14 protein-coding genes are annotated in these 13,994 nt (G+C 70.6%); 10 read left to right on the top strand and 4 right to left on the bottom strand.

What is annotated here, in order from left to right:
* Positions 1 to 39 precede the first annotated feature (39 nt).
* Positions 40 to 1,017: an NAD(P)H-dependent glycerol-3-phosphate dehydrogenase gene (locus tag ACP7A3_RS10545; RefSeq protein ID WP_426255537.1), complete on the bottom strand. Its 978-nt coding sequence runs from the start codon at positions 1,015 to 1,017 to the stop codon at positions 40 to 42.
* Between the two features lie 151 nt (positions 1,018 to 1,168).
* Entirely contained in the window at positions 1,169 to 2,197 is a 1,029-nt protein-coding gene (tsaD, locus tag ACP7A3_RS10540) for a tRNA (adenosine(37)-N6)-threonylcarbamoyltransferase complex transferase subunit TsaD (protein ID WP_426255536.1), read from the bottom strand.
* Positions 2,198 to 2,375: 178 nt separating this feature from the next.
* Between tsaD and hemC the strand changes: the two genes are divergently transcribed.
* The 7 genes from hemC (at position 2,376) to ACP7A3_RS10505 (ending at position 8,183) form a co-directional block, all read left to right on the top strand.
* Complete coding sequence (gene hemC, locus ACP7A3_RS10535) at positions 2,376 to 3,290, top strand: hydroxymethylbilane synthase (protein WP_426255535.1); 915 nt, start codon at positions 2,376 to 2,378, stop codon at positions 3,288 to 3,290.
* Complete coding sequence (locus ACP7A3_RS10530) at positions 3,287 to 3,985, top strand: uroporphyrinogen-III synthase (protein ID WP_426255534.1); 699 nt, start codon at positions 3,287 to 3,289, stop codon at positions 3,983 to 3,985. The genes hemC and ACP7A3_RS10530 overlap by 4 nt, the downstream gene beginning before the upstream one ends.
* Positions 3,982 to 4,932, top strand: a complete 951-nt coding sequence (locus ACP7A3_RS10525) for a hypothetical protein (RefSeq protein WP_426255533.1) — start codon at positions 3,982 to 3,984, stop codon at positions 4,930 to 4,932. Before ACP7A3_RS10530 ends, ACP7A3_RS10525 begins: the two co-directional genes overlap by 4 nt.
* Positions 4,933 to 4,940: 8 nt before the next feature.
* Positions 4,941 to 5,447 carry a GNAT family N-acetyltransferase gene (locus ACP7A3_RS10520; RefSeq protein WP_426255532.1) on the top strand — a complete coding sequence of 169 codons (507 nt, stop codon included), beginning with the start codon at positions 4,941 to 4,943 and terminating at the stop codon, positions 5,445 to 5,447.
* A gap of 655 nt (positions 5,448 to 6,102) precedes the next feature.
* Positions 6,103 to 6,915 carry a sterol desaturase family protein gene (locus ACP7A3_RS10515; protein WP_426255664.1) on the top strand — a complete coding sequence of 271 codons (813 nt, stop codon included), beginning with the start codon at positions 6,103 to 6,105 and terminating at the stop codon, positions 6,913 to 6,915.
* Positions 6,884 to 7,270 (top strand): DUF2141 domain-containing protein, encoded by a 387-nt coding sequence (locus tag ACP7A3_RS10510; RefSeq protein WP_017980361.1) that lies wholly within the window; start codon positions 6,884 to 6,886, stop codon positions 7,268 to 7,270. The genes ACP7A3_RS10515 and ACP7A3_RS10510 overlap by 32 nt, the downstream gene beginning before the upstream one ends.
* Before the next feature lie 67 nt (positions 7,271 to 7,337).
* A complete protein-coding gene (locus ACP7A3_RS10505; RefSeq protein WP_043060957.1) occupies positions 7,338 to 8,183 on the top strand; it encodes a MipA/OmpV family protein in 846 nt (281 codons plus the stop codon).
* A gap of 177 nt (positions 8,184 to 8,360) precedes the next feature.
* Here the strand turns inward: ACP7A3_RS10505 and ACP7A3_RS10500 are convergent, their stop codons facing one another.
* Complete coding sequence (locus tag ACP7A3_RS10500) at positions 8,361 to 9,101, bottom strand: anti-sigma factor (RefSeq protein ID WP_426255531.1); 741 nt, start codon at positions 9,099 to 9,101, stop codon at positions 8,361 to 8,363.
* Positions 9,088 to 9,681, bottom strand: coding sequence for a sigma-70 family RNA polymerase sigma factor (locus ACP7A3_RS10495; protein ID WP_426255530.1), 594 nt, complete (start codon positions 9,679 to 9,681; stop codon positions 9,088 to 9,090). The genes ACP7A3_RS10500 and ACP7A3_RS10495 overlap by 14 nt, the downstream gene beginning before the upstream one ends.
* A gap of 199 nt (positions 9,682 to 9,880) precedes the next feature.
* Here ACP7A3_RS10495 and ACP7A3_RS10490 point away from each other — a divergent pair, with 199 nt between their 5' ends.
* The 3 genes from ACP7A3_RS10490 to ACP7A3_RS10480 all read left to right on the top strand — a co-directional run bounded on the left by ACP7A3_RS10490 (position 9,881) and on the right by ACP7A3_RS10480 (position 13,993).
* Entirely contained in the window at positions 9,881 to 10,894 is a 1,014-nt protein-coding gene (locus ACP7A3_RS10490; RefSeq protein ID WP_017980365.1) for a ferritin-like domain-containing protein, read from the top strand.
* An 11-nt stretch (positions 10,895 to 10,905) separates the two neighbouring features.
* Positions 10,906 to 11,958, top strand: a complete 1,053-nt coding sequence (locus ACP7A3_RS10485; RefSeq protein ID WP_244057096.1) for a ferritin-like domain-containing protein — start codon at positions 10,906 to 10,908, stop codon at positions 11,956 to 11,958.
* 919 nt (positions 11,959 to 12,877) lie between these two features.
* Positions 12,878 to 13,993, top strand: coding sequence for a ferritin-like domain-containing protein (locus ACP7A3_RS10480; protein WP_017980367.1), 1,116 nt, complete (start codon positions 12,878 to 12,880; stop codon positions 13,991 to 13,993).
* The last annotated feature ends 1 nt before the right edge of the window (position 13,994 follow it).

Genomic DNA, 13,994 nt, shown 5'->3' with positions numbered 1-13,994 from the left:
CGATGCGCTCGTTCATGCAGCGTTCGGATTGCGGCGCGATTAGCCCAGTTCGGCACGCAGCGGGCGGGCGAGCAGCGCACCGATCACGTCCGCCGCGGGGGCGCCATCGAGCAGGCGGCACACCGCCGCGGTCACCGGCATGTCGACGCCGGCCTCCGCCGCCGCCTCGGCCAGTACCGGTGCGGTGAACGCGCCCTCCGCCACCGTCCGCCGGTCGGCGAGCAGGTCCGCCGCGGCCTGCCCCTGCCCCAGGCCCAACCCCAGCGAGAAATTGCGGCTGCTCGTCGACGAACAGGTCAGCACCAGATCGCCCAGCCCCGACAGGCCTGCGAGCGTATCCGCCCGCGCGCCGCGCGCCAGGCCGAAGCGCGTCATCTCGGCAAAGCCTCGCGCGATCAGCGCCGCGCGCGCATTCTGCCCGAGCCCCGCGCCCTCCACCACGCCGCACGCAATCGCGAGCACGTTCTTCACCGCGCCGCCGATCTCCGCGCCGATCACGTCGCGGCTGGCATAGGGGCGGAAGTGCGGCGCCGCGAGCCGTGCGGCCAGCGCCTCGCCCAACGCTTCGTCCGCCACCGCCAGCGTCACCGCGGTCGGCAGGCCCGCCGCCACCTCATGCGCGAAGGTCGGGCCGGAGAGCACCGCGATCGGCGCCTGCGGATGGACGGCCTTGGCCACCTCGCCCACCAGCCGCCGCGTCCCCGCCTCGATCCCCTTGGCGCACAGCACCAGCGGCCGCGTACCGACGTCGATCTGCGCGAGCACGCCGCCGACATGCTGCGCCGGCGCGACGACCAGCAGAGCGTCAACTGCATTAAGGTCACCGAAATCGGACGTCGCGCGGATCGACGGCGACAGCGGCACGCCGGCCAGGAACAGCCGGTTTTCGTGGGCGTCGTTGATGCCCGCCACCACCTCCGGCTCGCGCGCCCACAATGTCACCGGCTCGCCGCGATGCGCCGCGACCTGCGCCAGTGCCGTACCCCAGGCGCCGCCGCCGATGACCCCGATCTTCATGCTGCTCATCCTTGGACGCCCAACCTCACACACTCCGTTCGCCCTGAGCCTGTCGAAGGGCGCCGTGCCGCGGGCATAGCGTTCGCGGATGGCCGTGCTTCGACAGGCTCAGCACGAACGGGGTAAGACATCATGCCATTGCCGTCACGCGTCACGCCTTCACCCCCGCACCGCGCACCGCCTCTGCCCCCGGATCGAGCGGCCATCTGGCCCGCGCCGGCGTATCGAGCGGATCGGTCAACCCGGCGGCGAAGCGCTCCGCCCCCGCCCAGCCGATCATCGCCGCATTATCGGTGCACAGCCACAGGGGCGGCGCGACGAAGCGCAGGCCATGCTCGGCGGCGAGCGCCTGCAGCGCAGCGCGCACTGCACCGTTCGCCGCGACCCCGCCCGCGACGACCAGCGCCGTCGCTTCGACACCGGCGATCCCCCGCCGCGTCCGGTCGATCAGGCAATCGACCACCGCCGCCTGGAAGGATGCGGCAATATCCTCGGGCGCATGATGCCCCACCGCCCGCGCCACCGCGCTCTTGAGGCCGGCGAAGGAAAAATGTGGCTCGGCCGATCCCTTCAGCGGTCGCGGCAACGGCACGACCGGCTGCCCCAGTGCCGCCGCCTTCTCGACGTTCGGCCCGCCGGGAAAGCCCAGGCCGAGCAGCTTCGCGGTCTTGTCGAACGCCTCGCCCGCGGCATCGTCGATCGTCGTCGCGATCCGGCGATAGCGGCCGACGCCCTCGACCAGCAGCAGCTGGCAATGCCCGCCCGACACCAGCAGCAGCAGATAGGGAAAGGCGAGGTCCGGATCGGACAGCCGCGGACTCAGCGCATGCCCCTCCAGATGATTGACCGCGACGAACGGCTTGCCCGCGGCATGGGCCAGCGCCTTGCCGGTGACGAGGCCCACCATCACGCCGCCGATCAGCCCCGGCCCTGCGGTCGCCGCGATTGCATCGACCTGATCCAGCCGCAATCCCGCATCCTTGAGCGCCGCCGCGACCAGCGGCTCCAGCGCCTCGACATGCGCGCGCGCCGCAATTTCGGGCACCACGCCGCCGAACGGCGCATGCGCCGCCTCCTGCCCCGCAAGGCGATGGCTGAGCACCTGCCGGTCGCTGGTGATGAGCGCGGCGGCGGTTTCGTCGCACGAGGATTCGAGGCCGAGGATGATCCGGGGGGGCATGGCCGGCCTTCTATCGCGCCGCACGGAGGTTGTCGAAGGGTGGGGGTTTGGGCATGGCTGGCGGCAGGATTGGAAACACCCTCACCCTTCGCCGCCTTTGGCGGCTCTTCCCTCTCCCGGCGGGAGAGGGAGGGAGGCGCGCAGCGCCGGAAGGGTGAGGGTGTGAATGGATGAAACGATGGCGATCAGGTTCAAACTCGGCACGCGCGGATCGCCGCTGGCGCTGACCCAGGCCAATATGGTCCGCGACGCTTTGTGCGCCGCACACGGCTGGACGCCGGACGAGATCGACCTCGTCGTCATCCGCACCACCGGCGACCGCGTGCAGGACCGCGCGCTTGCCGAGATCGGTGGCAAGGCGCTGTGGACCAAGGAACTCGACCGCGCTTTGCTCGCCCGCGAGATCGACGCCGCAGTCCATTCGATGAAGGATGTCGAAACGATCCGGCCGGCCGAGATTCGCATCGCCGCGATGCTGCCGCGCGCCGATGTGCGCGACCGGCTGATCGGCGCGGACAGCGTCGCGGAGCTGCCGCGCGGCGCCGTCGTCGGCACCAGCTCGCCGCGCCGCCGCGCGCAGCTGCTGCGGCTGCGCCCCGACCTGCAAGTCGTGCTGTTCCGCGGCAACGTCGACACCCGCCTCGCCAAGCTCGCCGCCGGGGAAGCGGACGCGACCCTGCTCGCCGCCGCAGGCCTCGACCGGCTGGGGCGCGACGGTGTCGGCCGCGCCATCCCGACCGACGAGATGCTGCCCGCCCCCGCGCAGGGCGCCGTCGGGATCGAGGTGCTCGCCAGCCATGACGAAGCCATGATCGCCGTCGCCGCGATCGACGATCCCGCGACCAGCGCCTGCGTCCTGACGGAGCGCGCGCTGCTCGCCGCCTTGGGCGCCGACTGCCACTCCCCCGTTGCCGCGCTTGCCGCTTTGTCGGGCGAGATGCTCACCCTGCGCGCCGAACTGATCGCCGAGGACGGCAGCCTCCACGTCGACGGCATTGGCGAAGGCACCGACGGCGCGCTCATCGCCGCGGAGCTCGCCGCCGACCTGCTCGCCCGCGCGCCCTCCAGCGTCCGCAGCCTGTTCGCGCCGTGACGGGAATTGCGCTCTCGGGCGTGCTGGTCGTCCGCCCAGAACCAGGCACCGCGCGCACCCTCGCCCGCCTGCACGCGCTCGGCGTGGACGCCGCCGCCGTCCCGCTGTTCGCGACCGTGCCGGTGCCGTGGGATGCCCCCGACCCCGCCGCCCACGACGCGCTCTTGATCACCAGCGCCAATGCGGTGCGCCACGCCGGCCCCAAGCTCGCAGGCCTCGCGCATCTGCCCGTGATCGCGGTCGGCGCGCAAACCGCCGAGGCAGCGCGCGGCGCCGGCCTCACGGTCGCGGTCGTCGGCACCGGCGGCGTCGCCGAGGCCCTCGCCGCCGCCAGCTTCACCCGCCCGCTCCACCTCGCCGGCCGCGACCACATCGACAGCGGCCACCCGACGCGCATCGTCTACGCCAGTGACGCGATCGCCGTAGACCCCGCCGCCTTCGCCCGCGCCGCGCGACACCGCATCGTCCTGCTCCATTCGGTCCGCGCCGCTACCCGCGTCGCCACCTTGCTACCCGACCGCAGCGCCACCGGCATCGCCGCGCTGAGCCCCGCCGTCCGTGCCGCGGCCGGCGACGGCTGGGCGCTCGCGCTCACCGCCGACACCCCCACCGACGCCGCCCTGTGCCGGGTCGGGGCGGCGGCATGCACGCCAGCGATTGACCCTGCGGCGGGGGCCGGGGATAAGGCGCCATGAGCGATTATGTGCCGATCGATCCGCCGTCGGGCGCCCGCGGAGCGCAGGGCCTGCGCACCGGCGTCTTCCTGGCGATCATCGCGCTGGCCTTCGTCGCGGGCGCGGTGCTGACCGGCTATCTGATGCGCCACGTCCCCTGGCTGGGCGGGACGACAAGCGCGCAAAAGGCGACGCCCGAACCGGTGAACTACAACCCCGCCTTGCCGCTCAACGCCAATGGCGAGCGGACCAACCCGCAGCTCGACCCCAATGCGCTCGCCTCGCGCGAAGCGACGCTCGCCGGACAATTGTCGGCGCTCGAAACGCGCACCGCCGCCGTCACCACCGATGCCAACGCCGCCGCCGCGCAGGCCGGCCGCGCCGAGGGGCTGCTGATCGCCGTCGCCGCGCGCCGTGCGCTCGATCGCGGTGTCGGCCTCGGCTATCTCGAGGAGCAGCTGCGCAGCCGCTTCGGCACCGCGCAACCCAAGGCGGTCGCCGCGGTCATCGACGCTGCACGCCAGCCGGTGACGCTGGAGGATCTGCGCCAGGGGCTGGAGGCGATCGCGCCCGACATCGCCTCGGTCAGCACCGACGGCTGGCTCGCCAGCCTGCGCCGCGAAGTCGCCGGCCTGGTCGTACTGCGCCAGGCCGGCACCCCCTCGCCCCGCCCCGCCGACCGGCTCGCCCGCGCGCGCCGCCTGCTCGACGGCGGCCAGGTGGAGGCCGCCCGCGCCGAGGTCGCGCGCCTGCCCGGCGCCGCGCAGGCCGGCAACTGGATGCAGGCCGCCGACCGCTATATCGAGGCACGCCGCGCGCTTGACCTCATCGAAAACGCCGCGCTGATGGGTCAGGCGGTCGCCCGCCCGATCCCGCCGACGACGGTGCAGGCCCAGACGCCCGCCGATACCACGCAGGCGACCGATCCCGATACGAACACGCAGGAAACCACCTCGGTCGGCATGTAACGGCGCGCATGATCGCCCCCGTCGTCACCACCGACCGGCTGATCGTCACCGGCCACCACCCCGATCACCTCGACGCGCTCGCCGCCATGTGGGCGGACCCGGCGGTCTATACGATGATCGGCGGCGTGCCCCGCAGCCGCGAAGAGGTGTGGCTGCGCCTGCTCCGCTCGATCGGCCAGTGGCAGGCGTTCGGCTATGGCAGCTGGGTGTTCTGCGCGCCCGACGGCACCGTCCTCGGCGAAGGCGGCCTGATGGAGGCGCGCCGGACGATCGACCCGCCGCTGACGCTGCCAGAGGCGAACTGGGTCCTCGCCCCCCACGCCCACGGCCGCGGATTCGCGCGGGCGGCGATGACGGCGGCGCTCGGCTGGGCCGACGCCCAAGGCATCGCCCGCACCACCTGCATCATCGACCCCGCCAACACCCCCTCGCTCCGCCTGGCGGCCAAGCTCGGCTACACCGCGGTGCGCGACGCCCTGTACAAGGACCGCCCCATCCACATCCTCGAACGCTGATCGACGTCCACCCCCCTCGCGAGACACCGACGCGCCCCCCACCCACTCCGTCACCCCGGACTCGTTCCGGGGTCCACTCCGCGGCGAGGGGGAAGGCTGGAGGCGCAGGCCGTCCCCCCGCGGCCCGGTGGACCCCGGACCAAGTCCGGGGTGACGAAGGAGATGTGGCGGGCTTCGTCACCCACCAAGCCGGGCAACAGCGCAGGCGCAATGCGGCCGACAAGCGCCGCGCCGTCCACGTTGAGTCGCACGAACCCTCGCCCCCCTCCGTCACCTCCGGTTTGGCCGAAAAGTCCTCCCCCGCCAGGGGGAGGTGGCATGCCGCAGGCATGACGGAGGGGGAGGTAAGGGCAGCGCTTCGACAGCCGGAGGCGTTCCTGTCCGCCCCCTCCGTCACCGCCTTCGGCGGCACCACCGCCTCGGGTCGATGATGCCCCCGGCATGATCTTGAACGGCCGGGGGCCGTTCATCCCGATGCGCCCTGGCGGGGGAGGAATGAGCGCGGGGCACCGACTATCCTTTGTCCCGGTGGACCCCGGAACGAGTCCGGGATGACGGCAGGCATAGGGCGGACCTCATCCTCCACCAAGTCCGCGTGACGAACGGATGCGGGCACCCCGTATCCCCCACCCCCACAATCCGCTACACCACCGGCATGCTGCTCGCCGTCACCCTGTCCGCTCTGGCGATGACGCTGATCGTCGGTGTCCGCTATCTGATCGTGTCGGGCGCCTTCGCCGCGGCGACGCGCCTCAAACACCCCGGCCTCTACCGCGGGCTCGACGCACAGATGCGCCGCGAAGTCGCCTGGAGCCTCGCGTCCGCTGCCATCTACGGCGTGCCGGCGGGCATCCTCGCCTGGGGGTGGAAGGCGCACGGCTGGACCCGCATCTACGACGACGTCCACGCGCGGCCGCTCTGGTACGTGCCGCTGTCGGTGGTCGTGTACCTGTTCCTCCACGACACCTGGTTCTACTGGACGCATCGCTGGATGCACCGGCCCGCGGTGTTCAAGGCCGCGCATGCCGTCCACCACGCCAGCCGGCCGCCCACCGCCTGGGCGGCGATGGCGTTCCACCCGATCGAGGCGGTGACCGGCGCTGTGGTAATTCCGCTACTGGTGCTGCTGATTCCGATCCACATCGGCGCGCTGGGCTTCGTGCTCGGCCTCATGACCGTTATGGGCGTAACCAATCACATGGGATGGGAGGTTTTCCCGCGGTTCATGTGGGGGGGACCATTGGGGGGCTGGCTCATCACCGCGAGCCATCATCAACGCCATCATGAGCAATACGGGTGCAATTATGGGCTGTATTTCCGCTTCTGGGATCGCCTGTGCGGCACCGACCGGGGGGTCGGGGATTTCGCGCGGGCCCACGCCAAGGCGGCGCGCGCGCACGCTGGCGCTGGCGGGCCTGCTGCCGGCGGCGGTGCTGATGCTGGGCGCCGCGCCGATCGCGCGGCTTGACGTCGGCGTCAGCCAGATGCGCTCGGCCAAGGGAAGCTTGCGCGTCTGCCTGACCGCGGACCCGGACAATTTCCCCGCCTGCGTCGACGATGCCAACGCCGTCACCCGCTCCGTCCCCGCCTCGACGCATGCGCTGCACTTCGACGGGCTGCCGCTGGGCAATTACGCGGTCGCGGTGATCCACGACGAAAACAACAATGCCAAGCTCGATACGCTCGCCGGCATCCCGCGCGAAGGCTTCGGATTCTCGCGCAACCCGCCGATCCGCTTCGGCGCGCCGCGCTTCGCCGCCGCGCGCTTCACGGTGACGAGTGATGCAAATCAGCAACAGATCAGAATGCGCTACATCTTCTAATCGGTTGCTACGGGAAAGATTCCGCAACCGCTGCGTTACGGTCACGTAACAGGTTGGAGCCTTTCCCGTGTCGTTCAAGTATTTGGCCGCGCTCGCCGCGTCCGCCGCGTTCGCCGTACCCGCGTTCGCGCAGGAAACCCCTGCCGAGTTTGACACGAACCGCGACACGATCACCGCGGGCGTCGCCGGCGTGTACCTCAGCGACTATGAAGGCTCGAACGACTATCGCTGGGTGCCCGCACCCGCCGCGGTCGGTTCGGTGAAGGGCTATGCCTTCCTGCTCGCCGGCAACCGCGCCAGCGTCGACCTGATCCGCAACGAACCCGGTCCCGTGTGGGACATTCAGGCCGGCCCGATCGGCGTCGTCAACTTCAACCGCTCCAGCCTCGACAGCATCGACGATCCGCGCGTGAAGGCGCTGGGCAAGGTGAAGACCGCGATCGAACTTGGCGGCTATGTCGGCATCGGCAAGACCGGCGTCATCACCAGCCCCTACGACAAATTGTCGGTCTCGCTCAGCTACCGCCACGACGTCGCCGGCGCGCACGACAGCGGCATCTGGCAGCCGAGCATCAACTATCTCACCCCGCTCAGCACCAAGGCGGCGGTCGGCCTGTTCGCCACCGCGGAACATGCCGGCCGCGGCTATGCGACCAGCTATTTCTCGATCTCGCCGACGCAGGCGATCGCCAGCGGTCTGCCGACCTACAATGCGCGCGGCGGCTGGAAGAATTATTCGATCGGCGGCCTCGCCACCTATTCGCTGACCGGCAACCTGCTGCACGGCTGGAAGGTCGTCGCCGGCGGCACCTATCGCCGCATGCTCAACGACTTCGGCGACAGCCCGGTGGTCAGCATCGCCGGCTCGCGCAATCAGTGGCTCGGCGCGGTGGGCGTGGCGTACACGTTCTGAGGCTGTCGAGGGTCAGCGCCCCTCACCCCAATATCCCCGTCACCCCGGACTTGGTCCGGGGTCCACTCTGCGGCGAGGGGAATGGCAAGAAGCTCCAGCCTCCCCCGTGCGGCCCAGTGGACCCCGGACCAAGTCCGGGGTGACGAAGTGGATGGGGCGACCGTAACGCCCCGCACCTCACCCCGCCAGCTTACCCGCCACCACCACCGGCCCGGTCGGCAACCCGGTCGGCGATCCGCCCGCCGGCTCGATCGAGATCGCCAGCACCGTATCCGCCGCCATCTCCGCCCGCAGCCCTGCCGGCACGACCACCCGGCCCGCCGCCATCACGCCCAGCGAGCGCGGCGCCGCGCTGCCGCGGATCGCCCACAGCTCGGCCGACCGCCCGGCCGGCACCGCCACCGCGCCGCCGATCCGCACCACGCCGGTCTCGCGATCATAGGCCGCGGCGATCGGCACGCCCTTGCCCTCGCTCGGCGCCAGCGCAGCGAGCAACGGCGCCTGCGCCGCGACCGGCACGGGGACGCGCACGGGTTCGGGCGCCGGCCGCAGCGCCAGCATCACCGTCACCACGAGCAGCAGGCACGCCGCCAGCCCCGCCGAGATCGCCGCCCCGCGCCACAGTCCGACACCCGGATTGTCGTTCGCGGCCGGGGCCCATCGCCCGTCATCGCGGCCCATGCCATCCAACGACGCCTCGATCCGCCGCAGCACGGCGGGCGGCACCGCAATATCGGCGCCATCGGCGAATAGGGCGGCAAAGCGCGCCTCCCACCATGCCACCGCCAGCGCGAACGCCGGATCCGCCGCCACCCGCGCCAGCGCCGCGACACGCGCCTCGCCGTCCAGCAGCCCCAGCGCCAGTTCGGCCGCGGCGAGGTCGTCGGGCCCGATATCGTCCGGTTCAGCGCTCGCCATCGAGGCATCCCTTCAGCGCCAGCAGCCCGCGCCGCACCCAGCTCTTCATCGTCCCCAGCGGCACCGCCGCCTGCACCGCCAGCTCGGCATAGGTCAGGCCGCCGAAGAAGGCGCGCCGGATCGCCCCGCGCTGCCGTTCCTCCAACCTTTCGAGGCACAGATGCAGCCGCGCCTGCGCCTCTTCGGCCATCAGCACGTCGTCCTGGCGCAACGCGCCGTCGGCCACCGCCTCGGCCTCCTCGATCGGCGCGGTGACGCGCCCGTGCCGCCGCCGCCAGTCGATCGCCCGGTTGCGCGCGATCGTCGCCAGCCACGAAATCGGACTCGCCCGCCCCGGCTGATACGCGCCCGCGCGCTGCCAGATGGTGATGTAGACGTCGTGCAACACGTCCTCCGCGGCCTGCCTGTCGCCGCAGATACGCAGGCAGATGCCGAAAAGCTTCGCGGATGTCAGCGAATAGACGCGGCGGAAGGCCTCGCGGTCCGCCGCCCCCGTCGCCATCAGCGCCTCGACCAGGCGCGCACGCGCCGCCGCAGCGGGCAGGGGGGGCAGGTCGGCAGGATCGTCGGCGGGCACCACGGGGTCGAAGGCTAAGCGGCCGCCGCCGGCCGGGCAAGCCTCCAGCCCGTCATAAGGCGCTGCGCATTATATATTTTTATTGCGCGCATCTTTTTGTCGCCTCCGAACGTACCTGCCGTTGGTCATCCCGATCCAAGCGCATCGCCGCGCCTGAGAGACGTGAGGCTGGCCGGTACAGGTGAGGAAAGGCAGGCTGACGATGACTCAAACGGATCAGCTCATCGAGGCGTTCGACGCCGAAGCGAGGCGCCGCGAAGACCGGCGCGACTTCTTCCGTAACATGATGGGCGCCGCCGCGATGACCGCCGCAGGTGCCGCCAGCCTCTCGCTGGCCACCGCCGCGCAGGCGCAGTCGACCGCGCTGTCGGAAGTCGACGTCCTCAACTTCGCGCTCAACCTCGAATATCTCGAAGCGCAGTTCTACAGCTATGCCGCTTATGGCACCGGCCTGCCCAACAACCTGCTGACCGGCGGCGTGGGCACGCAGGGCGCCGTCATCACCGGCACCGGCGCCGGCTCGGCGCGCAAGGTCAACTTCACCGATCCCGCCATCGCCGCCTATGCGCGCGAAATCGCGGCGGATGAGGTCGCGCACGTCACCTTCCTGCGCACTGCGATCCGTGGCAGCAGCGGCAGCGACGCGCTGATCGCCGCACAGCCGACGATCAACATCTCCGGATCTTCGGGTGGCGCCTTCGCCGCCGCGGCGTCGAGCACCAGCCCGTCGCTCGCCGGCTTCGATCCCTATGCCGACGACAACAGCTTCCTGCTCGCCGCCTACATCTTCGAAGACGTCGGCGTCACCGCCTATAAGGGCGCAGCCGGCGCGCTGATCAACAACAAGACCTATCTTGAGGCGGCCGCCGGCATCCTCGCGGTAGAGGCCTATCACGCCGCACTGGTCCGCACCGCACTCTATGCCCGCGGCCTCAACGTCGCGTCGCTGCGCACCGCCGCCGATTCGATCTCGAACCTGCGCGATTCGGTCGATGGTTCGACCGATCTCGACCAGGGCATTTCGCCGACCACCCAGTCGGGGAACCTCGTGTCGAACATCGTGCCGCTCGACAGCAACGGCCTGGCCTTCAGCCGCACGCCTGCGCAGACGCTCAACGTCGTCTACCTGAACCGGTCTGCGGTTTCGTCGGGCGGGTTCTTCCCGGCCGGTATCAACAACGGCAACGCCGCCATCCGCACCAGCGGCGCGAACTGAGGGGACCCGACATGACCAAGGAAGTTTCGGTCCTCGAGATCATCGAGAAGACGACCGCCCGCCGCAACGCGCGCCGCGCCTTCATGAAGACCGCCGTGGGCGGTGCCGCCGCCGTCGGTGGCCTGTCGCTGCTCGCAGCCTGCGGTGACAACAACGATTCGGCGCAGACGCCGGCTCCCACCCCCACGCCGACGCCGACCGCGGTCAGCACCGACGTCGCGGTGCTGAACTTTGCGCTCAACCTCGAATATCTCGAGGCGCAATTCTACAGCTATGCCGCCTTCGGCACTGGCCTTACCGCCGCGCAGCTGACCGGCAGCGGCACGCAGGGCGCGGTCATCACCGGCAGCGGTGCGGGCTTCCCGCGCGCGGTCGACTTCAGCGGCGATCCGCTGATCGGCCAATATGCGCGCGAGATCGCCTATGACGAAATCGCCCACGTCAACTTCCTGCGCGCCGCGCTCGGCACGTCGGTGGTGGCACAGCCCGCGATCGACATTTCGGGCACCTCGACCGGCGCCTTCACCGCGGCGGCGCGCGCCGCCGGCGTGGTCGCGTCGGACGGCCTGTTCGATCCGTACGCCAGCCCGACCAACTTCCTGCTCGGCGCCTATATCTTCGAAGATATCGGCGTGACGGCGTACAAGGGCGCCTCGCCGGTCATCTCGTCGATGTACCTCGACGCGGCGGCGGGCATCCTCGCGGCAGAGGCCTATCACGCCGGTCTCGTCCGCACGATTCTGTACACGCGTGGTGTCACCAATGGCGACATCATCACCGCGACGACCAAGATCTCCGACGCGCGCGATCTGCTCGACGGTACGACCGGCGGCACCAACGGCGACGACGATCAGGGCATTGCCGGCAGCAATATCGGCAATCTCACGACCGGCATTTCGAACATCGTGCCGACCGACGCGAACGGCATCGCGTACAGCCGGACGAGCCAGCAGGTCCACAATATCGCCTATCTCAACGTCAATGGATCGAACCGCACGCGTGGTGGTTTCTTCCCCAACGGCACCAACAATCCCAATCCCGCCTTCACCGTCGGCCTCGGCTGACGGGTAACACCTCGGGCACCCGCTCCCCCTCCCCCCCTTTGGGTGCCCGGCGACCGTCCGTTCCTTCCGTGGACGGGCCGGTCATGGATCCTCCTCCACCTGCCCCCCGGGTGGGGGAGGATTTTCGTTTCAAGATTTGCTCCCCCGGTGCGGAACTATCACCCCAGCGCAGACTGGGGTCTGTCGCGGCCGCCAGCGCCCTGATCAAAAGCTTCCAGCCTGCGCTAGGATAACGGCCGGAGTCATTCCTCCCCCTGGCGGGGTAGGAATTTCATTTTTGAGGGACGGCCACACCACAAGCGCGAAGCCGGAGCGTGCATGACCGCATGGCCTGCCCGAACCGCCCCCGACATCGATCCCCCACCCCAAGTCCGTCACCCCAGCGCCGGCTGGGGTCTCTTGCCACTACTGTCCCATCCCCTGACTGGACGATCGCAGCCTGCGCTGGGATGGCCGACCGACTCCATTCCTCCCCCGCCAAGGGGAGGTGGCGCCGCGAAGCGGTGACGGAGGGGGCGGTAAGAGACACATCGCTTGGTGTTTCCTCCCCCTCCGTCATGCCTCCGGCATGCCACCTCCCCCTGGCGGGGGAGGAATTGGCGTCGTCTGCAAGCCGCCTTCGGCCTTGATCTGGGCGATGCTCCTTTTCCCTCACCCAAGGGCGCATAGCCCCCCTCTGCGTCCTCCGCGCCTCTGCGCGAAATCCGTTCTTCCGTCGCGGCTTCGCGGCTTCGCGCGAACCATCGCCGCCGCCGCCGCCTGACGACCGCACCCCGACCTTCCCCAATGGTACGCAGACACGCCGAGCCGAGCGCTTTCCCCGCCATGCGGGGTTGACGCGTCCGGCGGGATGCGGAACGGCTGTTGTCATTCTCGGCGGTCCGCCGCCGCCCGCGTGTTTGGGGAGGACCCTGAAGTCATGACCGCCCGTACCGATATCGACAGCGACCGGCTGATCGCCGCCCTCGACGCCCGCGTCGACCGCCGCGAACAGCGCCGCGCCTTCTTCCGCGATGCTTTGGGCGCCATGGCCGTCACCGGGGCGCTGGGTCTCGCCAGCGGCGCGTCCGCCCAGTCGACGCCGACGCCGACGCCCACTGCGACCCCGACGCCGACCTATACCGATCAGGATATCCTGAACTTCGCGCTCAACCTCGAATATCTCGAAGCGCAATTCTACGCGTACGCCACCACCGGTGCGGGCATTTCGTCGAGCCTGCTCGGTGGCGCCGGCACGGCGGGGTCGGTGAATGCGACCGGCGCCACCGCCGTGCCCTTCGCCGATCCGATCATTGCCCGCTACGCGCGTGAAATCGCTGCGGACGAGGTCGCGCACGTCACCTTCCTGCGCAACGCCTTGGGCAGCAGCACGGTCGTCGCGCAGCCCGCGCTCGACCTGTCGGTCGGCCCCAACAGCGCCTTCTCCGCCGCCGCGGTCGCCGCGAAGATCATCACCGCCGGCCAGACGTTCAATCCGTATGCGAACGAGGATGCCTTCCTCCTCGCCGCCTTCATCTTCGAAGACGTCGGCGTCACCGCGTACAAGGGCGCGGCGCCGCTGCTCACCAAGACCTATGTCGAGGCTGCGGCCGGCATCATGGCGACCGAGGCGTATCACGCCGCGACGATCCGCGGCGAGCTGTACCGCAAGGGCCTCGTCTCGGGGTCGCCGCTGATCGGCTGGGTGCAGGGCATCTCCGACGCGCGCGACAGCCTGGACGGCGCGACCGACATCGACCAGGGCATCACGCCCGGCACCACCACCGCGCCCGCGGGCGGCGTCACCGCGACGCCGACCCCGACGCCGACGCCCACCCCCACGCCGACGCCGACCCCCACCGCAACCGCCTCGCCGACGCCCGCGCCAACCTTCCCGGTGTCGAACATCGTGCCGGCGGACGCGAACGCCGTCGTCTACAGCCGCAGCCCCAATCAGGTGCTCAACATCGTCTATCTCAATGCCGCGGCGACGAGCGCGGGCGGGTTCTTCCCCGCCGGCCTCAACGGCACGATCAAGGCGGCCACCGCCTCCTGAT

The sequence above is a fragment of the Sphingomonas sp. DC5200-1 genome (genome assembly GCF_049897245.1).
Classification (GTDB): domain Bacteria; phylum Pseudomonadota; class Alphaproteobacteria; order Sphingomonadales; family Sphingomonadaceae; genus Sphingomonas; species Sphingomonas aquatilis.
Note: the sequence above shows the minus strand (reverse complement) of the source record. Positions and strands in the feature narration are given on the sequence as shown.

Coding starts and splice junctions, on each gene's coding strand:
- tsaD (WP_426255536.1), bottom strand. CDS start 2,197: ATGCCCCCCCGGATCATCCTCGGCCTCGAATCCTCGTGCGACGAAACC.
- ACP7A3_RS10520 (WP_426255532.1), top strand. CDS start 4,941: ATGATCGCCCCCGTCGTCACCACCGACCGGCTGATCGTCACCGGCCAC.
- ACP7A3_RS10500 (WP_426255531.1), bottom strand. CDS start 9,101: ATGGCGAGCGCTGAACCGGACGATATCGGGCCCGACGACCTCGCCGCG.
- ACP7A3_RS10480 (WP_017980367.1), top strand. CDS start 12,878: ATGACCGCCCGTACCGATATCGACAGCGACCGGCTGATCGCCGCCCTC.
- ACP7A3_RS10490 (WP_017980365.1), top strand. CDS start 9,881: ATGACTCAAACGGATCAGCTCATCGAGGCGTTCGACGCCGAAGCGAGG.
- ACP7A3_RS10485 (WP_244057096.1), top strand. CDS start 10,906: ATGACCAAGGAAGTTTCGGTCCTCGAGATCATCGAGAAGACGACCGCC.
- ACP7A3_RS10510 (WP_017980361.1), top strand. CDS start 6,884: ATGCTGGGCGCCGCGCCGATCGCGCGGCTTGACGTCGGCGTCAGCCAG.
- hemC (WP_426255535.1), top strand. CDS start 2,376: ATGGCGATCAGGTTCAAACTCGGCACGCGCGGATCGCCGCTGGCGCTG.
- ACP7A3_RS10545 (WP_426255537.1), bottom strand. CDS start 1,017: ATGAAGATCGGGGTCATCGGCGGCGGCGCCTGGGGTACGGCACTGGCG.
- ACP7A3_RS10525 (WP_426255533.1), top strand. CDS start 3,982: ATGAGCGATTATGTGCCGATCGATCCGCCGTCGGGCGCCCGCGGAGCG.
- ACP7A3_RS10515 (WP_426255664.1), top strand. CDS start 6,103: ATGCTGCTCGCCGTCACCCTGTCCGCTCTGGCGATGACGCTGATCGTC.